Origin of the sequence: Streptomyces camponoticapitis (assembly GCF_014646115.1) — a bacterium.
GTDB classification, from domain to species: domain Bacteria; phylum Actinomycetota; class Actinomycetes; order Streptomycetales; family Streptomycetaceae; genus Streptomyces; species Streptomyces camponoticapitis.
In genome coordinates, this window is the sequence record NZ_BMMV01000026.1 from 63,632 (window position 1) to 83,937 (window position 20,306).

A 20,306-nucleotide genomic window follows, 5' to 3' on the forward strand; every position below is an offset into this window, starting at 1 on the left:
CGCCGCTGCTGACGAACCGTCCGGGCGGATGCCCACTGGCGACTGTTGTCGGTGTCGTTGCGGGAAGCGCCGATGCGTGAGCGTGTCGGTCCGCCGACGCCGGGTCTGATCGTGGCTGATCGCGCGGCATCGAGGAGATGTTCCGGCACCGAGCCGTCAGAGGCCGAACTCGCCCAGTAGGCCCGCGTACTTCTTCGACGGTGGCGCCGCGTACTCGCCACCCTTGCTTGTTCGCAGGCCCAGGGACACCAGCGACTCGACCAGCTTCACCGCCGCTCCGACGCCGTCGACAACCTGGGCGCCGGTCCGGCGGGCGAGCGTGGGGGCGAGGGGTGCCATGCCCGCGCAGCCGAGCACGACGACATCGCACCCGTCCTCGTTCACTGCCGCCGTGCACGCCTCGGTCACGGTCCGCACGGTGCCCGGGCCGGGGTCGTCCAGGTCGAGTACGGGGACGTCGCAGGCGTGCACGCCACGGCAGGCGTCGGCGAACCCGTAGCGTCGCGCCAGGTCCCAGGTGCGTCCGGTCGTCCGGGGCAGCGTGGTCACGACGCTGAAACTCCGGCCGAGCAGTACTGCCGTGTGCATCGCCGCCTGGGCGATCCCGATCACCGGCCCCGTCGCCAGCTCACGCGCGGCGTCGAGCCCCGGGTCGCCGAAGCAGGCGATGACGTAGCCGTCCGCGGCGTGCGCCCCTCCCGCCGTCTCGCCCGCGGCGATCTCCGTGAGCAGGCCGGGGACGGCCAGCGCCTCGTCGTAGTGGCTCTCGACGGACTCCGGTCCCATGGCCGGGTTGACGGCGGTGACGACGGTCGACGGGGCCGCGGCCGTACGCGCGCAGCGGCCGATGGTCTCCGTCATGCCTGGGCTGGTGTTGGGGTTGATCACGCGGATACGGGTCATCGATCGATCACGATCCGCGGGGACCGCCGCTCCAGCGCGACGAACGCCAGGAAGCCGAGGCCGCAGCCGATGAACCAGCTGTAGTCCGAGATCTCGGTCAGATCCATGGTGGTGAGTTCGAGGTCGATCAGCATCTTCGGGATGAGGACGGACGCGACCGCCGGTATCCCGCTGAGGGCCGTCGCCCAGACGGCGTTGGGGTTGTAGCCCTTACGGAACCAGTAGCGGCCGGTCGTCGACCTGGTGAACAGATCGTCCACGACAACGTGCTGACGGCTGATCACGTAGTAGCCCGCGATCAGGATGCCGAACAGCGGCCCGATGAGCGCCCCGAGCAGCCCGAGGGTGTAGTGGATGGCTTCCGGGTCGCTGTACCAGTTCCACGGCGTGAGCAGCACGGACCCGACCGCGGCGATCATGCCACCGGCCCGCCAACTGATCCTCTGCGGGCTCACGTTGGAGAAGTCGAAGGCCGGTGAGATGAAGTTGGCGACGATGTTGATGCCGATCGTCGCGATGACGAACGTGAGCCCGCCGAGGAGGATCGCGAACGCCGTGTCGATGCGCTCCACGGTGTGGATCGGGTCGGTGATCAGCTCGCCGAAGACGGGGACGGTGGCCGAGGCGGTGATCACGGTCAGGAGGGAGAAGAAGAGGAAGTTGACGGGCAGGCCGAGGAAGTTGCCCTTCTTGACGGCGTCGAACGACTTACCGTAGCGGGCGAAGTCCCCGAAGTTGAGCATCGGGCCGGAGAAGTACGAGACGACGAGGGCGATCGCGCTGAGCATCACCGGGATCGAGGCGCCGAAGCCCAGGCTCTCTCCCTCTGAGAGGTTGAAGCCGATGTTCGACCAGCCGGCCTTGCTGACCAGGTAGACGGCCAGCACGATCATGACGATGTAGACGGCCGGTCCTGCCCAGTCGATGAAGCGGCGGATGGACTCCATGCCGCGCCAGAAGACGGCGGCCTGGGCAACCCAGAGGATCGCGTAACAGAGGTAGCCGAGCGGGGAGAGCCCCAGGAAGGTCGAGTCGTTCAGGGAGCCTGAACTCGGCCAGAACTTGAGGAAGATGATGAGCAGCGACTGCGAGGCGAGGTAGGTCTGCACGCCGTACCAGGCGATGGCGATGAGCCCCCGGATGACGGCCGGGATGTTGGCACCGGCGACACCGAAGACGGCGCGGTTGATCACGGGGTACGGCACCCCGGTGACCTGGCTGGGCTTCGCGACGAGGTTGCAGAAGACGTTCACGATGAGGATGCCGACGATCAGCGCGAACAGCACCTGCCAGCTGGCCAGCCCGAGCGCGAAGAGGCTGCCCGCGGTGACGTATCCGCCGATGCTGTGTACGTCGGACATCCAGAACGCCAGGATGTTGTACGAGTTCCAGGACTGCTTCTCGACGGGGGCGAGGTCGTCGTTGGTGAGGCTGGGGTCGTACCGGGAATCGGTGGCTTCGGTGGGGGTGGTGGGTGGTGCGACGCTCGGCGCTGCGGTGTTCTCGGCCATGAATGCCTCCGGGAGCGCTGTAAAGTCATTCCTTAACAGGGTGCGTCAAGCTAGCACTTGACACCTGTCGTTGTTTTTCCGCCGTGTAAAGGACGTGTCGCAATTGGAGGGCAAGGAGCCGGGGTCAGGTCCCGGGCCGGGCACGTCGGTGGACGCGATCAGCTCTGAGCGCCTGGGGCTACGGCTCCGCGAACTCCGGCTCCGCTCAGGGAAGTCGCTGCGCGCGCTGGCGCGTGAACTCGGAATCTCCGCGAGCGCGGTCTCGCAGATCGAACTGGGGGCGATGCGCCCGTCGGTGAGCCGGCTGATCGCGTACGTCTCGGCGGTCGACGCACCACTGGCGGCGGTGTTCGACATGGACGAACCGGAAGCGCCTGTCGAGGAGCGGGGGTTCGCGATCCGTCGGTCGTGGGAGGTCGACCCGATCCTGCTCGACGGCGGCGTCACCTTCCGCAGACTGTCGCCCGCGCCGACGCCGGACGTCGAGTTCTTCGAGTCCGTCTATCCACCGGGCGCGATCTCCAACGCGCACGGTCAGTTTTTGAAGCACGACGGCTACGAGGTGGGGACGGTCACTCAGGGCGAACTCACCATCGAGTTCGGGGCGGACACGGACACGGAGATCGTGACGCTCGCCGCGGGTGACTCGATAACGTACCCCTGCCGCCGGCCGCACATCATCGGCAACCGGTCGGAGAGCGTGATGGCGGTCGCGACGTGGCTGATCGTCCACCGTTGAGCCCGCTTGAGTCCGCTTGAGACCGTTGTTCCCGTTGAGTCCGCTGAATGGGCTGAGGCGCTGTCAGAGGGCGCCGATACCGTCCTGATGTATGGAAGCGACCTACGCAGACTTCTCGACATCCCCGCCGACGTGGCGGCCGACAAGCTGACCGACTGGCTCCGGACCCGCTGATTCGGCCGATTCGGCGCTTGACGCGGTTGCCTACGGCGAGCACGCCGCGATTGCTATGTTCCAGCACCATGGCAGACCACTGGACCAAGCTCGAACTCGACGTACGCACCTTCGACGCGGCGCGCTTCGTGACGTACGCGGAGCGTTGCCGAGCGGCCGGTATCCGGCTGACCACGCTGGCTGAGCTGGGGGACACCCCGCCCCACCGGCGTGAGCTCTACACGCTCAACAAGGACTGCTCCGCCGACATCCCCGACCGCGGCGAGTTCTACACCTTCGACGAGTACATCGAACGCCGGGTCGACGTCCCGTCCTTCGACCCGCGTGGTGTCGTCATCGCACTGGACGGCGACACATGGTGCGGTCTCGCCGCGACATCGGACCAGCGGTCCGACGGCTTCGTCTTCAACGAGATGACCGGGGTCCGGGCCGGCTACCGCGGTCGGGGCATCTCCATCGCGATGAAGACGTTCGGGATCGGCTTCGCCCACCTCTGTGGCGTGGACAAGATCCGAACATTCCACCACCCCGCGAACGCGGCCGCCATCGAGATGAACCGGCGGCTCGGCTATGTGGACGCCCAGTGGGACTGACAGACAGAAGGAACGGTATGGAGGACACACGACAGGTGGTCGGTTCCGGATCCCCGTTGGAACCGGAGATCGGGTTCTCGCGGGCGGTGCGGGTCGGGTCGTACGTCGTCGTCGCTGGTACGGCTCCGATCGGGGACGACGGTCGCACCGTCGGGCCCGGTGACGTCTACGCACAGACCGTACGGTGCCTCGACATCGCCGAACGTGCGCTGCGGGAGGCGGGGGCCGGCATGGCGGACGTCGTACGGACCCGCCTCATGCTGACCGACGTCACGCGATGGAGGGAGGCCGCCCGCGCGCACGGAGAACGGTTCGCCGACATCCGGCCCGCGTGTACGGTCGTGGAGGTGTCCCGCTTCATCGACCCCGAGTGGCTGGTCGAGGTGGAGATCGACGCGATCAGCCCCGTGCGGCGCATGCGGCGCTGATCCCCCTCGGGGAACTACGCGTGCTGGTTGCGACGGCCGGCTCCTGGGCTAGCCTGCGGTGGTGAGCACCGGACAGGAACACCCTGAGGCCGAGCGCTGGTTGGCGGACACCCGGGCGTCCTACGATGCCGACGCCACCAGCTACGCGGACGAGACGCGGAACCTCCTGGCCGAACTTCCCGCCGAACGCGAGACGATGGCGCTGTTCGCCGAGCGGGTTCGGGCGCAGGGCGGCGGGCCCGTCGCGGACGTGGGGTGCGGGCCCGGGCGGATCACCGCGCACCTGAGCAGTCTTGGCGTGGACGTTTTCGGTATCGATCTGTCGCCCCGGATGATCGAGGTGGCGCGCACTGAGCATCCCGGTCTGCGGTTCGAGGTGGGGTCGATGACGCGACTCGACCTCGCGGACGGCGAGTTGGCCGCCCTGCTTGCCTGGTACTCGATCATTCACGTCCCCGACGACGCGATCGGCGAGGTCCTTGCCGGCTTCCATCGGGTGCTGCGGCCCGGCGGTCTGCTGCTGCTGGGTTTTCACGTCGGCGACCCCTCGCCGCCCAAGCCGGGGGCGGACGAAGAGAGTTGGCCGGAGTCCTACGTCCGTCGCCGCCGGCCGAGCCAGATGGACGCCTGGGTCGACGAGGCAGGCTTCACCGTCGAGACCCATCCCACGCTCACGTCGGCCACACGCACGCTCGGAGTGCTGATGGCCCGCCGCTAGGTCGTGTCTTCAAAGTCCCGCTGAGGGCAGCGGCGGATTCACCGGCTGCGATCCGTACCCGGCGAGATAGAGCTTCATGGCGCACTGATCCTCGGCCTCGATGAAGACCCGCTGCCCCCAATGAGCACTGAGACGGTGGGCGATATCGACCAGTCGGCGACGTTCCTCCGGCGAGTACGCGGGGAACCGGACCCAGCCCCGTTCACCAATGATGTTGCCGAGATCGCTGAACAACACCGCCCGAGCGCGCTGTTCTTCCTCCTCCGTCAGTGGCGTGGATCCGCCTTCCGCGGGCTGCACACGGACGTTGTAAAGGTCTCGGATCACTGGCTTCTCGCAATGTCGGGGCTGTTCCCGGAGGGACTGTCGTCGCGGCTGGTGGCACAGCTCCCGGAGTGTCCAAGTGTCTCCCCGCGCGGGACACCCGCCTTGCGGCCTACGGTACTTGACGTGGCACGGCGTCACACCCAGGTCGCTTCGACGACAGCTCCGAGGCCGTTTCGTTCGGATCCTGCGAGGCTCGTCATACTTCCCGAATGGAGATGCGAGTCGTGGAGGCGGCGCGGCGTTGGCTGGCTGAGCGGGGCGTCAGCCAGGTGCGCGACGGGTGGGTGAGCGACGAGAGGCCGGACGTGCTGCTCACGGCCAACCAAGTGGCGCACTCCTGGGCCGGCGACGTGTTCGGCGAAGACCTCGTCGCAGCCGATCAGGTGCGGCTGGCCTTCGGGCTGCTGGACCTCCTTGACGACTACTGGGTCACGTGCGAGATCCGGTTCGCGGACCAGGGCACGGCGGGTCCCCTGCCGGTCGACGTGCTGTGGGACGGCTACCGCAGACGACTTGAGGCGGACAGGGATGCCGAGGCCGTCACCTACTCGCTTTGGGTGGACTGGTTCGAGGACCACACGACTTCCGCGACGGCCTTCGCCGAAGTGCTCGGCAACGACATCGACCGTGTCGTGGCCGATCCGTCGGAAGCTCTGCTCCGGCGAGCCCGTCGGGTTCTGGAATGCTCGGGCCCGGTGCGCTGGCCTGTGAAGGAGCCGACGTACCGCACCGCGATGCGGCTGCCCGCCCTGCACTCAGCCCTCTTCCACGGCCTTCGGGCGAGCTTCCACGACGTCTGCGGCGACCTGGAGCCGGGCGCCGCACTGGCTCTCCTCGACCAGCTGGATCTCCCGACGGGCACTCAGCACCGCGCGGAACTGCGCCAGGTGCTCGCGGCGGGTCACGAGAACCGCTACCGGAGCCGCGGCGCCTGGGACGCCGCGGTTCGCTCCTGCTCCTGAGGCGTGTGCCTGGCCGACCGAAGCAAGTTGCCGACACGCGCTCCGGGATCGTGACCCGCCGGGATCCCGGCACCCGGCACCAGGTACCCGGCACCCGGCGGCCGGCGGCCTGACGGTCGCAGCTTTGAGAGGGTTTGCCCCGAGCGCGCCCCGCCGCCTCGATGACAGCCAGATTTCCTCAATGTTTTTTCCGAAAGATCACTGTCCCTTCTAATGATCATCGCATTAGGGTCCAGGCGTCCGCGCAGACTTCGATGCAAGGAACACCTAGTGAGACAGAAGCGCACCAGCAGACACACACTGCTGGCAATCGGGGCAGCCCTGGCGGTGCTGACGGCCACCCCGTCGGCCGTCGCTGCCGGCCGGGACGGTACCGGCGTCCCCGACAACGTTGTCCCCGCTGTCGGCAAGGCCACCTCCGGTACCGGAAGCCACACCGTCACCCTGCTGACCGGTGACCGGGTGACCGTCACACCCGGCGGCAAAGGCCCCGACTCGGTCACCGTCGAAGGACCGGACGGTCGTCGTAGCGACGCCCGCATCACCACCCGCGATGGGGACACCTACGTCTACCCGTCGTCCGCCGACCCCTATGTGGCGGCGGGAAGACTCGATACGGAACTCTTCAATGTCACCCGCCTGATCGCCGACGAACTGGACGACGCCCACACCGAGGGCCTGCCGGTGATCGTCAGTTACACCCCTTCGTCGCGACGCTCCTTCGTGGCACCGCCCCTGCCTGAAGGCGCGACCGACGCACGGCCCCTCAGCAGCATCGACAGCACCGCGCTCACCGCGGACCGCGACCGGGCCGAGAACTTCTGGCACTCCCTCACTTCCCCGTCCCCGTCCGCTCCTTCGAGCACCGAACGGAGCTCGCTCACCGCGTCCGCCCCGGGTAAGGGGGGACCGGCACTGGCCGGCCGTGTAGCGAAGGTATGGCTGGACGGGAAGGTCAAGGCCTCCCTCGCGGACAGCACCGCGCAGATCGGCGCTCCCGAGGTCTGGGCCAAGGGCAACACCGGCAAGGGTGTGGACGTGGCGGTGCTGGACACCGGATACGACCCGGGGCACCCCGATCTCGCGGGCGTCGCCTCCTCCGCCAGCTTCGTCCCGGGCGAGGACGTGGACGACCACCACGGTCACGGCACGCATGTCGCGTCGACCATCGCCGGCAGCGGCGCCGCGTCCGGCGGCACCGAAAAAGGTGTGGCCCCCGGTGTGAACCTGCACGTGGGCAAGGTGCTCAGCAACCTCGGCAGCGGGCAGGACTCCTGGATCATCAGCGGCATGGAGTGGGCCGCGCGCGACGCCGACGCGCGGATCGTCAGTCTCAGTCTCGGCTCCGACGCCCCGGGCGACGGCACCGACCCCATGAGCCAGGCGGTCAACGAGCTCAGCGCCGAGACCGGAGCGCTGTTCACCATCGCGGCCGGCAACTCCGGCCCCACCGACCACACCGTCGGCGCGCCGGGAGCGGCGGACGCGGCCCTCACCGTCGGCGCTGTCGACTCGAAGGACGCCATCGCCGACTTCTCCAGCCGAGGACCACGGCTGCGTGATGACGCGATCAAGCCGGAGATCACCGCGCCGGGCGTGGACATCCTCGCCGCGCGCTCGCAGTACACGGGAGGCAGTGGCCCGTACACGCTGATGAGCGGCACCTCCATGGCCACCCCGCATGTCGCGGGCGCCGCCGCCCTGGTGGCGGCCGAGCATCCGGACTGGACGGGCGACCGGATCAAGGACGCCCTGATCAGCAGCTCTCTCCCGACGGCCTCCCACCCCGACGAGGGCGGCAACGGGCGCGTCGACCTCGTGGCCGCCACCGAGGGGACCCTGTTCGCGACCGGAACCGTCGATGCCGGAATCCACTCGCTCGGGGGTGATCCCGGCGAGACCGTGGACAAGACCGTCCGGTGGAAAAACAGCGGCGACCAGGCGGTCACGGTCGACCTGGAAGTAGCCGCCCCGGACGCTCCGTCGGGCCTGTTCACGCTGGCCGACCGTCAGCTCGTCGTCCCGGCGGGCGGCAGCGCCTCGACCACCCTGACGACACACCTCGACGAGGCCCCCGCCGGCAACCGCTACACGGGCCACGTCACCGGAGCGGTCGCCGGGAAGACCGCGACCAGGACCCTCGTCGCCGTCAGTACCCGCGAAGAGGATCACCACCTGCGGATCCACGTCACCGACCGCAGCGGTGCTCCCGTCAACGTCCTGGTCAACTACCAGCGCGAGGGCGACGAGTACTACTCGGCGCAGTACAGCCGGAACGGCGTCCTCGACGTCATCGCACCGGCGGGTACCTACACCGCCTGGACCTGGCTCGCCGTCGAAGGTACCCACGGTGAATCGTCGGCAGGTCTGGCACTGCTGGCAGCACCCACCATCGACGTGCACGGCGGTGACACCGACGTCGTGCTGGACGGCACCCGGGTGCGCCAGGTGAAGCTGAGAACACCCAAGGCCAGTACCGACAGCGACGTGCGCGTCGACTTCAGCCGTACCTTCGGCGGCGACGCGCCCCCCATCGCGGACGCGCACGTGGTCGGCGACGGATTCGACAGCCTGTGGGCCCTGCCCACCACCAAACCCGCCAAGGGCGATCTGGTCTACACCGCGCGCTGGCGGATGCAGCAGCCGCTGCTCTCCCTCACCGCCGGCGACCAGGAATTCGACGACCTGTGGATCCAGCCGGGCTCGTCACTTCCCTCCGACGGCAACCGCACCCTCCCCGCCGTGTTCGCCGGGAACGGCGGGACCGACGACTACGCGTCCCTGGACGCGAAGGGGAAGGTCGCCGTCGTCCGCTACGTACCCGAGGACGATGACGTCGCGCCGTCGGGTGTCGACCAGGTGCGGGCGGCGGAGCAGGCTGGTGTCGCGCTCCTGGTGATGGTCAACGACCTCAACGGCCGGCTCCGCCAGCCGGTCTCCCGCACCCCGCTGACCGTGGCCGGTGTCTCCCGTACCGAGGGCGAGATCCTGATCAGCCGCATCCAGAAGAGCCGCACAGGTTCGGTGCCTATGCGGGTGGTCGGCCATGCCGAGACGGAGTACCTGTACGACCTGGTCCACTCCTGGCACGGCCAGATCCCGAAGGATCTGGAGTACGCGCCCAAGGAGCACCAACTGGCCCGCGTCGACGTCGACTTCCGCAATGATCCGGCCGACGAGGTCGATGAGTTCCGTTACGACATCCAGCCCTACCTCGGGGTGAAGATCGGCGGCACGCGGGTGTCCAACGCGGGTGCCCACCGCACCGACTGGGTGACGGCGGACAAGAACGTCCCGTGGATGGAGGAGGCCAGCGTCGGCATCAAGTCCTTCCAGTACTCGGGGGAGATCGACTACCCGGCGGGCAAGTCCACCGACGTGCAGTGGTTCGGTCCGATGGAACGGCCCCGACTCAACAGCAGCCAGTGGCTGCCGGAGCGCACCGGCAACAGCGTGCAGGCGTTCCTCCCCGGTTTCGGTGACAGCGGGGAGGACCACGCGGGAGTCATCGGCTTCGGCACCACGTCCCAGACGAGCTCCTTCTACCGGGGCGACACCCTGCTCGCCTCCGGCGAGGGCTCGTTCGTCGGCGCCGAGGTGCCCGCGGCCCGTGCCGGCTACCGGCTGGTGACCACCACCGCGCGCACGGAGGGGTACCCGTACTCCACCGCGACCACGACCGAGTGGGGATTTGTCTCGGAGGCCCCCAAGGAGGGAGCGACGCAGACGCTGCCGCTGGTCCAGGTCGACTACACCCTCGCCACCAGGGCCGACGGCACGGCGAAGCGCAACGCCGAACTCGTCGTCACTCCTTCGCACATCCCGGGAGTCTCGGTCGCCGCGGTACGCACCGACAAGGTGGAGCTGTCCTACGACGACGGCCGCACCTGGCAGCGGGCGACCCTGAGCAACTCCTCCCGGGGTGCTCTGACCCACCTGCGCGCACCGGCGAAGGCCGACTTCCTCTCGGTGCGGGTGCATGCCTCCGACGCCCGGGGCAATTCGGTCACGCAGACCGTCGTACGGGCGGCCGGCCTGGGCTGATCCGCCCCTGCCTTCCCGCCGTACCCCCGCTTGGCCGGCGCGTCCCGCACGCGCCGGCCAAGCGCACGACCGGCAGCGGGACCGGGACCGGCGCGCGAAAGGCGGGCACAGAAGCGCCCTATGCGGCGACCAGCTCTCTGATCTCTCGCTCGGTCCAGTGGCCGGAGGCGCCGGGGCAGGCAGCGACGTACTCCGCGATCGTCGCGAGCTCCCATGCCCCTGCCGCGAGCAGACCACGCGTCAGGACGGTGAGATACGGGGCCGATGGCGCGTTCAGTTCGACGTCGTCAACGCTCCAGGGCGCCGTGAACGTGAGCATCGGCGCCCCGTCGAGGACCCCTGGACAGACGAGCGTCTCGTACCGCCCGTTCCCGAGCACGGCGTGGCCGAGGCTCAGAACCTCCCCGAGGTCCAGGTCGGTTCCCGGTTCCCGGTACATCTCCTGTGCCGCGATGTCCGAGAACTGCTGGGCGGTGACGAGGTGCGCCCGCGCCAGCACGCGGCCCTTGGCGTCCGGATCGAGGAACGCCCTCCCGCCGGTCCAGACGGACGACTCGGTGGCGAAGTACATGGAGCCCGTGATCTCCACGGGCAGGGATCGCTCAGGGAGCCGCCGATCCCGGCAGCCCGGATACTCCCTCGTGGCGCCAGGAGGCCGCCCCCCGGTGATGTAGTGCGCGAGGCGGGCACGGTCCGTGTTCGAGCCGTACGACGTATACCAGACCCGTTGTGGAGGTACGGCGGCGGCGACCCCGGCCGCATCGATGACTGGAGGGCTGATCATGACTCCAACCGATGTGAGGCTTCAGGGACGGGGGATGTGAGCGGTGTCGAGGGTCTGGTCGACGATCTCGCGGGCGAGGTCGGAGATGCGGAGCTGGTGGGTGCGGGCGTAGGCGCGCAGGGCGTCGAAGGCGAGGTCGGGATTGGTGTTCCAGCGTTCGGCGAGGATGCCCTTGGCCTGTTCGATCGTGATGCGGCTGGTGAGAGCGTGCTGGAGCTGGGCCTTCTCCCGTTGTTCCTGGCCGAGGTCGCGTTGCTGGAGGAGAGCGATGGTGGCGATGTCGGCGAGTGCCTGTGCGAGGGAGGCGTCAGGGGCGGTGAGTGGCTGGCTGCCGGTGTGGAAGAGGTTCATGGCCCCGACGGCGCGGTCGCGCAGTCGCAGGGGGAAGACGTGGCTGGTGCGGAAGCCGCTCATGCGGGCGCGTTCGGCGAAGGCGGGCCAGGCGTGGGTGACCGAGGGGTCGTTCAGATCGATGTTGGTGCGTGCGGCGCCGTCGCGGTAGGAGTCCAGGCAGGGGCCTTGGTCGTGCTGGATGACGAAGAGTTCCAGGACCTGGGTCGTCTCGTCGGACGCGGCGACGGTGTGGAGCCTGTCATTCTCGCTGGCCAGGAGGATACCGACGGCGGAGACGTCGAGCAGCGTGACGCAGTGCACGGACAGCTGCTCCAGGAATTCGATCAGGTCGAAGTCGTCGATCAGGGAGTCCGCGACCTGGACGAAGACTTCTGATACCTGCTGTTCGCGGGACATGGATGTCATCCCCTGGTCTCCTCGGACGCATTGGGTTCGTCGGGACTGTCGCGGTTGAGCCTAAGCCGCCGGGCCACGACATCCTCGGCCACATCGAGGATGGGCCGGTCGTGACCGTAGGCGTGGGCCCGCAGCCGCAGCAGAGCCTTGCCCGGCGGAAGGCCGAGCTGGACGCTGAGCATGCCCGTGGCCTGGTGGACGACGGCGTGGTGAAGTTCACCGTCCAGTCTTCCGCCGGCCCGCGTGTCGAACTGTTCACCGTCGCCGCCCAGATACCTCAGGGCCAGGGCGGCCGCGAGGGCCATCGCGTCGTTCATCTGCTGCCCGGTCATGGGCCCGGGGATGGAGCGCAGCGCGGTGAGGACGCCGACGGTGATGCCGCCGAGGGCGAGCGGCAGGCAGAACACCGCCTGGATCGGCAGGCCGGCGAGGGCGGGGAGGAGCACGGGCCAGCGGCCTGCCGCTACCGCGGACACATCGTGTTCCAGGACCGCCCGACCGGTGCGCAGGGCGTCCAGTCCTGGCCCTTCGCCCAGGGTGAACTGGAGGTCCTCGAACGATGTGCTCGTCTCCCCGGTGGTCCACAGGGTCTCGGTCGTCGGGCCTTCGAGAGCCAGCGACACCGACAACTGATCCATCCCCAGGGTCGAGGCGCAGCCGTCGGACAGTCGCGAACCCCGCTCCGCGTGGAAGGCGCGCAGGATCTCGCTCATCTCAGGACTGATCACTGGCGGCCACTTTTCCCTCCTGGGGGTGTGCGCTGGATCAGGGGGCCGGTGTCCGAGGGAGGGGAGGGCTGTGCCTGTGCGTCAGGTGGGCTCTGCCCTGTCCAAAGGGACCGGTCCTGGCCGACACTACCGGCGCGGAGGGCGGCGGGCGGGCACGCCCGAGCAGCTCCTCCCGGGACCCGGCCGGGTGAACTCACGGAGAACCCGGGCCGAAGGGTGGCGCGAGGGGGGCGGTGGACACGGGGGAGGTGTTCGGATCCATCTCGCCCGCCGGGAAGATCCGAGCGAAGCGGCAGCGCCGTGACCCCTGGTTATCCCTGACGTGGTCACGGCGCTGCCGCGTCTTCCCTGGTACCGCCGACGGAACCAGGAAAGTCTGTGGTGTCCCACCCGCCTAGCGGTCGGGGACCATCGGGCCGGGAAGCCGGGCCGGGACGCGGGAGAGGGGCCGTGAGACGAGTATTCGCGAGAAGCCCGGCCCTCGCCGATCCGGCCCTGTGTCGGGTCCCGGCCGAAGCGCATGTTGATGATGCGACGGTTCTGGTCGCCGGGCCGACAGTGCGCCGACAGCGTCAGCGGCTGTTGTTTTGTGGGTCTGAATGGGACGCGTCATCCACTTCACCCCCGGGACGGCCGTGTGTTCAGATCCGCCGGGGGCAGGGGCGTTCCAGGTACCCTAGACCTCTCCACCTCCGATGGCTATAGCTGCCTTCCGGTGCCACCTCCGTCTGTCCGTGCGTTCGGCACAGCACGTGGCATCGGCCGCCGTAGGCCGCAGTCGCACCGGCCATCCGGATGCGGCCCCACCAGGCCGGCCCTAGGCTGAAGCAGTGGCTGTGGCGGCGGGAGAATACGAGATCGGCCGGGAGACCGGCCGACTGCTCGTGCGCACCTATCGCCAGGGCCTGGCCGCGAAGGTCGGACATGATCTGCTCATCGAGGCCACCCGGTGGGAGGGCCACGTCGTCGTACCGGCGGACTCGGCGGCCCGGCCGACGGTGTCGGTGAGGATGGACACGGGCGCGCTGGAGGTTGTGGAAGGCACGGGTGGTGTGAACCCGCTCAGCGAGGGCGACAGGCAACAGATCCAGCGGACCATGCGCAAGATGCTGCGCACCGACCGCTACCCCCACGTGGCCTTCACTTCCACCGCCGTGGAGCTCCGCGACGACAGTGCGACCGTGGACGGCGATCTGACCCTGACCGGGCAGACTCACCCGCAGCGCCTGGAGATTGAGCAGCGGGACGAGGCCACCCTGGTCGGCACCGCGAGCCTGGTCCAGTCGCGGTGGGGCGTGAAGCCGTACTCCGGCTTCCTCGGTGCCCTGAAACTCCGCGACGCGGTTGACATCGAGTTCACCGTCTCCCTCTCGGCACACTGACAGAGCGCCCAGGAGCCTTTGCCGCCAACGCCCCTCGCTGTTACAGACCTTGGCCGGGGTCCGGGTGGTGGTGTCGGGTGATCTCGTGTGGCGTGGACGGTGGCGCTGTAGGTGTGGTGCGGGTGGGTGCAGGTTGCAGTGGTCATGGATACGCCAAATTCAGGTGTAGTTGCCGTATACAAGCGAGAGTTACGTATATGTCCGTGTTTGGTAACACGAACTGTGCGTTCCGGTTGTGGGGCCGGTGAGCCCGCGATGGTCGTGCCCTCGGCCGACGGGGCCGGGAAAGTCTGGCGCCGCACAAGCCCGTCAAGGCCTCTGCGTGGCGCGAACATGAGGGGCATCATGTCCACTTCTGTATCTGTCCGCCGTACAGCCGCGCTGGTCCTCGCCGCCGGCGCCCTGGTCGGCGCGGCCGCGCTGCCGGTGTCCGCCGACGGTGGCCACCGGGCGCCGCGCAACAACGTCGTCCTCGGGGAAATCCAGTACGACAGCCCGGGCCGGGACACCAGGTCGAACCACTCCCTGAACGGCGAGTGGGTCGAGGTGGCCAACAAGGGCCGCTCCCGAGTGAACTTGGACGGCTGGACCCTTTCCAACAGCGACGGCAACCGCTACCGCTTCGACAACCTGCGCCTCGGCGCCCGCTCCACCGTCCGGGTCCACACCGGCCACGGCCGTGTCACCCGCACCGACGTCTACCAGGACCGCCGCACGCACATGTGGTCCAACCGCTCCGACACCGCGACTCTCCGCAACGACCGCGGCCGCACCGTCGACTCCGAGTCGTGGGGTCGTGGTAATCGCCACTGATTCCGTGCTCACAGCCGCACCCCCCGGCGCGATGCGCCGGGGGGTGCGGCTGTTCCGCGAGGGCGACTGGTTGTCACGGAACTCGCTGTACCGCGGCGAGCTGCTCTCCGGCACCGTCACAGCGATCGAAACTAGCGATTCATGGCTGTTCTCGCTTCGGTGAGTGCGGCCCGCAGAAGCCCGTAAGTGCTCGACACCGTGGCCTTGTTGTCGGTCAGCCAACGTCGTGTGAGGCGGTTGGCCGCGGCGGCACGCCGCTCGCGCAGCCGCACGCTGGTCTGGCACTCCGCGTCCGCGAGCGCGAGCGTTCTCTCGTCCGTCCCGGCGCGTCCGCGCCGGCCGTCGGGGTAGTACGTCGCGGCCAGGGCTACCGCGTCGGCCGGTGTAGCCGTGTCGTAGTCCTTGGTGGCCATGCACCGTGCGAAGGCCGCGTAGGCGGCGCGGACGTCGGGGTCCTCGTCGGCCGCGGCAGCCTGCCGCTGCACGAGTTCGGGGATGTAGTACACGGTCAGGTAGTTCTCCACCGACCCGTAGAGCCGCCGCCGGGCGCTGCCCACACAGCCCGAAGAAGAGGCCGCCACCTCGAAATCCCCTGGCAGTACAACCCGTACGTCGTTGCCGTCCTTGCCGCGGAGCACGTGATAGAAGCGCTCTCTGGTGTCAGGAGGCAGTGAATCGGCGTACGTCTCGACCGGACCCTTCTTCGGAACCCGGGTACGGGTCATCCATCTGTTGGGGTAGCCATGTTCTCGTACGACTTCGGCGCGGAGCGGTTCGGCGCCTCTGAGCAGGCCGATCATCGGCCGGTCGTCACGCGGGGCCGGGACCTGTGGATAGGTCATCCCCGCTTGGTCCATGCACCGCGCGGTCAACCGGTTCTCGGCCTCGTCGAGCACCGCGGGCCGGTGGACGAGCTGCCGGAAGTGGTCGGGGGTGTCGGCCGCCTCCGAAGGCCGCCCACAGGCAGTGGACGCGAGGGCCAGCGCGAGCGACGTGGCCGCCATGCCCATGACGGCGAATCTCGGCATCGTCTGTCTTCCCGTCAGGAAACGGGGGTGCCGGGAATCCGGTACCCCCGTTGTTGCGAGGACTACTTCACCCTGAAGTAGTTGATCTTGTCGTTGGCCGCGGAGCCCACGTTCGCCTCCGTGTAGGGAGCCCACTTGAAGATGTCGTCGTCGGGAACACCGGTGAGGTCATTCACCCCCACCCACTCGTTGGCCGTGTTGTTGGAGCCCGACGACGTCCCGCCACCCACCTGCACCCGCGAACCGCGGCCGGCCGAGGACCTCAGAAGCTGCCCGCCGTAGTTGGCGTGGATGTAGGCGCAGAAGTAGCCGCTCTGACAACGCAGGGCCAGCGCCTCGGCCGATCCTCCGCTTCGGAGGGCGGCGGCGACGGCCTCCTTCTGGTGCGCCGACGCCTGCGGGCCGGCGGGGCTGGTGGTGCTGGTGGCGGCGCTGGCGCCGGCGCCGGCCAACGCGACTGCCATGGTCAGGGCGGCCGCGGTGGCCGCGAAGCGGATGCGCATGTCGATCTCCTGTCGAAAGGGGGCGGAGTGTCGCCGACATCCGACCCCGGATCCACCATCCCGGGGGCCTTTGATCCCTTGGTGGGCGCGCCGCCCAAGCGTTGACGGCCCCGGCGCTGCCAGGGGCGCCGGCCGGGGGCGGGCGAGTGGGCAGCGCAAGGCCTCATGGCCCATGCGGACGATCACGGTCATGACAGCTGGAGAGCTGTATCCAAACCCGTGATCTACCCTTTTAGTGTGAAATCAAATTTTGTGATGATTCCTGGTGGCTGGCACGGAGGCTGGGCCTGGGCGCCGGTGGCACGACGGCTGCGCGGGGCCGGACATCGGGCCGTGACCCTGACCATGCCTGGACTGGCCGACGGCGACGACGCGGCCGGATGGCGCCTTCGGGACGCCGTGGCTCACATCGTCGGGGAGGTCGAGCGGCGGGATCTCACCGGCATCACGCTCGTCGCCCACAGCTGGGGCGGGTTTCCGACGACAGGCGCCGCCCAACAGCTGGCCGGTCGGCTGTCGAAGATCGTTTACTACAACGCGTTCGTCCCTGAGCCGGGCCGGAGCACGCTGGGAGAGTTCCCGCCGGAGCTGGCCACAGAGATCCGGTCGGCGATCGCCTCCACTCCCGACCACGTCTGGATTCCGTCGCTCGACATCGTCCGGCAGGCGCTGCTGCCGGACGAGCCCGAGGCCGCGCAGCGGTTGCTGCTGGAGCTGATGGCGCCTCACCCGGGCGAGTACGGAGAGGACGCGCTGGACGAACCTGCCGTGACGGACCTCGGCGTCCCCTTGGCCTACATCCTCAGCGAGGAGGACCGCGGGCTGCTGCGGCCGAACGCCGGCGCGGAGTACGCCGCCCGCCTGGGCGTCACGCCGGTGATGGTGCCGGGTTCTCACGAGTCGCTGCTCACGCATCCGGACGAGGTCGCCGCGGCGGTAATGAGTGTATGAGACCCCGGCCGCGAAGCGCGGGTGTGGCGCGGGGAGGTCCCGACCCGGCGGTGGCGGATACGGTGCGGACAGGGACGGCTACACGATCCTCGGCTGACAACCCCGGGAGGTCGCGCGGCGAGAGCCGACGGCATGGTCCGGTGTGGTCAGGGTGGCCCAGACGGCGTTGCCGCCGGTGAGTACCGACCGGCTGACTCCCCAGCTGGCCGCGAGCTGCTCGACGAGCAGCAGCCCGCGGCCGCTCTCGTCCTCCGGGCCCGGCTCGTATCGGGGAAGGCTGGTTCCGCTGTAGTCGTGGTCGTGGACCTCCAGGCGGAGGCACTCGTCCGTGACGAGCCCGATGCCGCAAAGGAACTGCACACCGAGGGTGTGGAGTATCGCGTTGGTGGCCAGTTCGGACGCGAGCAGCATGGCGTCCGAGAGTAGTTCGTCCGGCAGGCCCCAGTCGGTCATCCGTCCTCTCAGAGAACGACGGGCGACCCCCACGCTGGCGTGGTGCGCGGGAAGTTCAAGCCAGTGGGTGCGGCGTGGGTCCGCATTGTCCAAGAGCTGGAGAGAGGGGGTCGTGTGGGGGGACACGGCGGTTGCCTTCCGGTACGAGCGGGCGCGGCCAGGAGAGCGGACTGGGCGGCCAACAGGCGTGCGGGCAGGGGTTGTTGGATGTCGCCGTCCAAACGATTGGCACAAGTAACTATGCTCGCAGGCGAGTTCAGCGCGCAACCGACTCCCTGATATTTACAGGAAGCCGGTATCGGGCTGGCGCCTTCGCCAAGTCGCTGTCAGAATTGTGCTGATGACAGATCATCTGGAGGTAGGGCGTGAGCGAAGGCCGTTCGGCGACTGGTAGCGCCAGTGCGCCCACTGTTCTCCGCATGATTCTCGGCCGTCGGCTCCAGGAGCGCCGGGAAGCCGCCGGTATATCACTGGAGGGCGCCGCCAAGGCCCTGCGCGTGACCACGCTGACCATTCGCCGCCTGGAGAAGGCGGAGGTCCAACTCAAGCCTCTCTACGTGGAGAAGCTGCTGGAGACCTACGGCGCCGACCGCCGGGAGATCGAAGAATTCGTCGAGTTCGCCGAGCGGGCCAACAAGCCCGGCTGGTGGCACCCGTACCGTGATGTCCTGCCCACCTGGTTCAGCGCCTACGTGAGCCTGGAGACCGGAGCCACGACACTCCGCACCTACGAACCCCACTACGTCACGGGGCTGCTTCAGACCCACCGGTACGCGCACGCGGTGCTGGGCGGCGGCTTCCCGAACGAGGACGACGCGGACATCGAGCGTCGGTTGGATCTGCGCCTGCGCCGCCAGGTCCTGCTCGACAGGGCCGACGCACCCACCCTGTGGGTGGTGATGGAGGAGGCCGTACTCCACCGGCTGGTGGGCGGGCCCGAGATCATGCGTGAGCAGATCGACCGGCTGCTGGAGGTCTCCGAGCTCGACCATGTCAGCGTGGACGTCGTGCCGTTCTCCACCGGCGCCCATGTCGGGGCGTGCGCGCCGTTCACGTACTTCCGGTTCGAGGAGCCCGAGCTTCCCGACGTCGTCTACAGCGAGATCCTTTCCGGCGCCGTGTACCTGGACCAGCGCTCCGATGTCGCGGCCCACCTAGAGGCGCACAACCGGATGTCCCTGCTCACTTCGTCCGCGGACAGCAGGGCTCTCCTGAACCGCATGCGCAAGGAGTATTCATGACCATCACCAGTGGCCCTGTCTACAACGGGATGCCCGCGTCGGAGCTGGGCGAGCAAGGCTGGGAATGTCCGTGGAGCGGGCCCAACGGAGGCCAGTGCGTCGAGACGAAACAGCTGCCCGACGGCAGCGTGGCGGTGCGTCAGTCGACCGACCCGGCCGGCCCCGCACTGATCTACACGCTGCAGGAGATAACCGCGTTCGTCGCGGGAGTGAAGAGAGGGCTGGCCGATCACCTGATGGCCGGCTGAGCAGGGACGCCAGCGGGAGGGGGAGCCGGACCTGGCGGCGACCCGGCCCGGGGGGACGACGCACACCACGGAAGAGGAGCACGATGACCAACGCGCACGCCGGCCGGGGAATCGACACGAGCAGGCCGCACTCAGCTCGTATGTACGACTACTACCTCGGCGGCAAAGACCACTTCGAGGTCGACAAGCACGCGGCCGAGACGGTCGCCTCGGTCTATCCCGGCATCTTCGCGTGCGCCCGGGAGAACCGGGCATTCATGCACCGGGCCACCCGTGTCCTGGCCACCGAGCACGGCATCCGGCAGTGGCTCGACATAGGCACCGGAGTCCCCACGGAGCCGAACCTGCACCAGGTCGCGCAGAGCGCGGTCCCGGACGCCCGGGTGGTCTACGCCGACAACGACCCCCTCGTCCTCAAATACGCCGAGCGCTTGATGCGCAGCACGCCCCAGGGCCGGACCGCCTACATCGAAGCGGACGTCAACGACCCTGAGTCGCTCTTGACCGCCCCGGAGCTCACCGAGGTCCTGGACCTGACCGTACCCGTGGCGCTGTCCCTCAACGCGCTCATGCACTTCGTCACCGACGCGCAGGACCCGTACGGGATCGTGCACCGCGTGCTGGACATCCTCCCCTCGGGCAGCGCGCTGGCCCTGAGCCACTGCACGCCCGACTTCGACCCGGAGACCTGGCAGAAGGTCACCGACATCTACACCGATGCCGGCACGCCGGTGCAGTTCCGCTCCCAGAAGGACGTCACCCGCTTCTTCGACGGTCTCGACCTCCTCGACCCCGGAGTCGTCGTGGGCCACCGCTGGCGCCCCGAGGCTTCGCCGCAGGACACGGCCGCGACGGCTGCGACGGAGCCGCTCACCGACGCGACGGTCAGCCTGTGGACGGGAGTGGCCATCAAGCCGTGAGCCCTCCCGCCGCGGGGGACACGCTGCACACCACCCGGCACCGCGTGCGTTCGCCCGGTGGCCCGCAGGAGAACGGCTCCGGAGTGAAGGGGGCCTCAGCGGATGA

At 68.8% G+C, this 20,306-nt stretch carries 21 protein-coding genes; 12 read left to right on the forward strand and 9 right to left on the reverse strand.

Features of this window, described 5'->3' with window-relative positions:
- Positions 1-156 precede the first annotated feature (156 nt).
- Entirely contained in the window at positions 157-903 is a 747-nt protein-coding gene (locus IEY79_RS30600; protein WP_189110889.1) for an aspartate/glutamate racemase family protein, read from the reverse strand.
- A complete protein-coding gene (locus IEY79_RS30605; protein WP_189110890.1) occupies positions 900-2,414 on the reverse strand; it encodes an NCS1 family nucleobase:cation symporter-1 in 1,515 nt (504 codons plus the stop codon). Before IEY79_RS30605 ends, IEY79_RS30600 begins: the two co-directional genes overlap by 4 nt.
- 94 nt (positions 2,415-2,508) lie before the next feature.
- Here IEY79_RS30605 and IEY79_RS30610 point away from each other — a divergent pair, with 94 nt between their 5' ends.
- From IEY79_RS30610 to IEY79_RS30625, 4 genes are all read left to right on the forward strand, one after another.
- A complete protein-coding gene (locus IEY79_RS30610) occupies positions 2,509-3,153 on the forward strand; it encodes a helix-turn-helix domain-containing protein (RefSeq protein ID WP_229701250.1) in 645 nt (214 codons plus the stop codon).
- Between the two features lie 242 nt (positions 3,154-3,395).
- Entirely contained in the window at positions 3,396-3,920 is a 525-nt protein-coding gene (locus IEY79_RS30615; RefSeq protein WP_189110891.1) for a GNAT family N-acetyltransferase, read from the forward strand.
- Positions 3,921-3,937: 17 nt separating this feature from the next.
- Complete coding sequence (locus IEY79_RS30620; protein WP_189110892.1) at positions 3,938-4,348, forward strand: RidA family protein; 411 nt, start codon at positions 3,938-3,940, stop codon at positions 4,346-4,348.
- A 61-nt stretch (positions 4,349-4,409) separates the two neighbouring features.
- Positions 4,410-5,066, forward strand: coding sequence for a class I SAM-dependent methyltransferase (locus IEY79_RS30625; protein WP_189110893.1), 657 nt, complete (start codon positions 4,410-4,412; stop codon positions 5,064-5,066).
- Positions 5,067-5,075: 9 nt separating this feature from the next.
- Here IEY79_RS30625 and IEY79_RS30630 read toward each other — a convergent pair whose 3' ends face one another.
- A complete protein-coding gene (locus IEY79_RS30630; protein WP_229701251.1) occupies positions 5,076-5,366 on the reverse strand; it encodes a hypothetical protein in 291 nt (96 codons plus the stop codon).
- A 236-nt stretch (positions 5,367-5,602) separates the two neighbouring features.
- Here IEY79_RS30630 and IEY79_RS30635 point away from each other — a divergent pair, with 236 nt between their 5' ends.
- Both IEY79_RS30635 and IEY79_RS30640 read left to right on the forward strand, forming a co-directional pair.
- Positions 5,603-6,355, forward strand: a complete 753-nt coding sequence (locus IEY79_RS30635; protein ID WP_189110895.1) for a hypothetical protein — start codon at positions 5,603-5,605, stop codon at positions 6,353-6,355.
- A 270-nt stretch (positions 6,356-6,625) separates the two neighbouring features.
- A complete protein-coding gene (locus IEY79_RS30640) occupies positions 6,626-10,399 on the forward strand; it encodes a S8 family serine peptidase (protein ID WP_189110896.1) in 3,774 nt (1,257 codons plus the stop codon).
- A gap of 118 nt (positions 10,400-10,517) precedes the next feature.
- Here the strand turns inward: IEY79_RS30640 and IEY79_RS30645 are convergent, their stop codons facing one another.
- The 3 genes from IEY79_RS30645 to IEY79_RS30655 are packed head-to-tail and all read right to left on the reverse strand — an operon-like array spanning position 10,518 to position 12,661.
- Positions 10,518-11,183 carry a histone deacetylase gene (locus tag IEY79_RS30645; RefSeq protein ID WP_189110897.1) on the reverse strand — a complete coding sequence of 222 codons (666 nt, stop codon included), beginning with the start codon at positions 11,181-11,183 and terminating at the stop codon, positions 10,518-10,520.
- A gap of 21 nt (positions 11,184-11,204) precedes the next feature.
- Entirely contained in the window at positions 11,205-11,942 is a 738-nt protein-coding gene (locus tag IEY79_RS30650; protein WP_189110898.1) for a GAF and ANTAR domain-containing protein, read from the reverse strand.
- Positions 11,939-12,661: a GAF and ANTAR domain-containing protein gene (locus IEY79_RS30655; protein WP_189110899.1), complete on the reverse strand. Its 723-nt coding sequence runs from the start codon at positions 12,659-12,661 to the stop codon at positions 11,939-11,941. The genes IEY79_RS30650 and IEY79_RS30655 overlap by 4 nt, the downstream gene beginning before the upstream one ends.
- Positions 12,662-13,497: 836 nt before the next feature.
- Here IEY79_RS30655 and IEY79_RS30660 point away from each other — a divergent pair.
- Both IEY79_RS30660 and IEY79_RS30665 read left to right on the forward strand, forming a co-directional pair.
- A complete protein-coding gene (locus tag IEY79_RS30660; RefSeq protein WP_189110900.1) occupies positions 13,498-14,043 on the forward strand; it encodes a YceI family protein in 546 nt (181 codons plus the stop codon).
- 345 nt (positions 14,044-14,388) lie between these two features.
- Positions 14,389-14,856: a lamin tail domain-containing protein gene (locus IEY79_RS30665; RefSeq protein ID WP_189110901.1), complete on the forward strand. Its 468-nt coding sequence runs from the start codon at positions 14,389-14,391 to the stop codon at positions 14,854-14,856.
- A gap of 131 nt (positions 14,857-14,987) precedes the next feature.
- On the opposite strand, the gene IEY79_RS30670 is transcribed toward IEY79_RS30665, so the two are convergent.
- Both IEY79_RS30670 and IEY79_RS30675 read right to left on the reverse strand, forming a co-directional pair.
- Positions 14,988-15,884 (reverse strand): hypothetical protein, encoded by an 897-nt coding sequence (locus IEY79_RS30670; RefSeq protein ID WP_189110902.1) that lies wholly within the window; start codon positions 15,882-15,884, stop codon positions 14,988-14,990.
- Between the two features lie 62 nt (positions 15,885-15,946).
- Entirely contained in the window at positions 15,947-16,387 is a 441-nt protein-coding gene (locus IEY79_RS30675) for a peptidase inhibitor family I36 protein (RefSeq protein WP_189110903.1), read from the reverse strand.
- A gap of 237 nt (positions 16,388-16,624) precedes the next feature.
- Here IEY79_RS30675 and IEY79_RS30680 point away from each other — a divergent pair, with 237 nt between their 5' ends.
- Positions 16,625-17,338 carry an alpha/beta fold hydrolase gene (locus IEY79_RS30680; protein WP_229701252.1) on the forward strand — a complete coding sequence of 238 codons (714 nt, stop codon included), beginning with the start codon at positions 16,625-16,627 and terminating at the stop codon, positions 17,336-17,338.
- A 78-nt stretch (positions 17,339-17,416) separates the two neighbouring features.
- Here IEY79_RS30680 and IEY79_RS30685 read toward each other — a convergent pair whose 3' ends face one another.
- Positions 17,417-17,917: an ATP-binding protein gene (locus tag IEY79_RS30685; protein ID WP_229701253.1), complete on the reverse strand. Its 501-nt coding sequence runs from the start codon at positions 17,915-17,917 to the stop codon at positions 17,417-17,419.
- A 239-nt stretch (positions 17,918-18,156) separates the two neighbouring features.
- Here IEY79_RS30685 and IEY79_RS30690 point away from each other — a divergent pair, with 239 nt between their 5' ends.
- From IEY79_RS30690 to IEY79_RS30700, 3 genes are all read left to right on the forward strand, one after another.
- On the forward strand, positions 18,157-19,032 hold the full coding sequence (locus IEY79_RS30690; RefSeq protein ID WP_189110904.1) for a Sco1979 family transcriptional regulator: 876 nt from the start codon (positions 18,157-18,159) through the stop codon (positions 19,030-19,032).
- A complete protein-coding gene (locus tag IEY79_RS30695; protein ID WP_189110905.1) occupies positions 19,029-19,280 on the forward strand; it encodes a DUF397 domain-containing protein in 252 nt (83 codons plus the stop codon). Before IEY79_RS30690 ends, IEY79_RS30695 begins: the two co-directional genes overlap by 4 nt.
- An 83-nt stretch (positions 19,281-19,363) precedes the next feature.
- Positions 19,364-20,200 (forward strand): SAM-dependent methyltransferase, encoded by an 837-nt coding sequence (locus tag IEY79_RS30700; RefSeq protein WP_189110906.1) that lies wholly within the window; start codon positions 19,364-19,366, stop codon positions 20,198-20,200.
- Positions 20,201-20,306 lie beyond the last annotated feature (106 nt).

Coding starts and splice junctions, on each gene's coding strand:
- IEY79_RS30600 (WP_189110889.1), bottom strand. CDS start 903: ATGACCCGTATCCGCGTGATCAACCCCAACACCAGCCCAGGCATGACG.
- IEY79_RS30605 (WP_189110890.1), bottom strand. CDS start 2,414: ATGGCCGAGAACACCGCAGCGCCGAGCGTCGCACCACCCACCACCCCC.
- IEY79_RS30615 (WP_189110891.1), top strand. CDS start 3,396: ATGGCAGACCACTGGACCAAGCTCGAACTCGACGTACGCACCTTCGAC.
- IEY79_RS30620 (WP_189110892.1), top strand. CDS start 3,938: ATGGAGGACACACGACAGGTGGTCGGTTCCGGATCCCCGTTGGAACCG.
- IEY79_RS30635 (WP_189110895.1), top strand. CDS start 5,603: ATGGAGATGCGAGTCGTGGAGGCGGCGCGGCGTTGGCTGGCTGAGCGG.
- IEY79_RS30645 (WP_189110897.1), bottom strand. CDS start 11,183: ATGATCAGCCCTCCAGTCATCGATGCGGCCGGGGTCGCCGCCGCCGTA.
- IEY79_RS30650 (WP_189110898.1), bottom strand. CDS start 11,942: ATGACATCCATGTCCCGCGAACAGCAGGTATCAGAAGTCTTCGTCCAG.
- IEY79_RS30665 (WP_189110901.1), top strand. CDS start 14,389: ATGTCCACTTCTGTATCTGTCCGCCGTACAGCCGCGCTGGTCCTCGCC.
- IEY79_RS30670 (WP_189110902.1), bottom strand. CDS start 15,884: ATGCCGAGATTCGCCGTCATGGGCATGGCGGCCACGTCGCTCGCGCTG.
- IEY79_RS30675 (WP_189110903.1), bottom strand. CDS start 16,387: ATGCGCATCCGCTTCGCGGCCACCGCGGCCGCCCTGACCATGGCAGTC.
- IEY79_RS30695 (WP_189110905.1), top strand. CDS start 19,029: ATGACCATCACCAGTGGCCCTGTCTACAACGGGATGCCCGCGTCGGAG.
- IEY79_RS30700 (WP_189110906.1), top strand. CDS start 19,364: ATGACCAACGCGCACGCCGGCCGGGGAATCGACACGAGCAGGCCGCAC.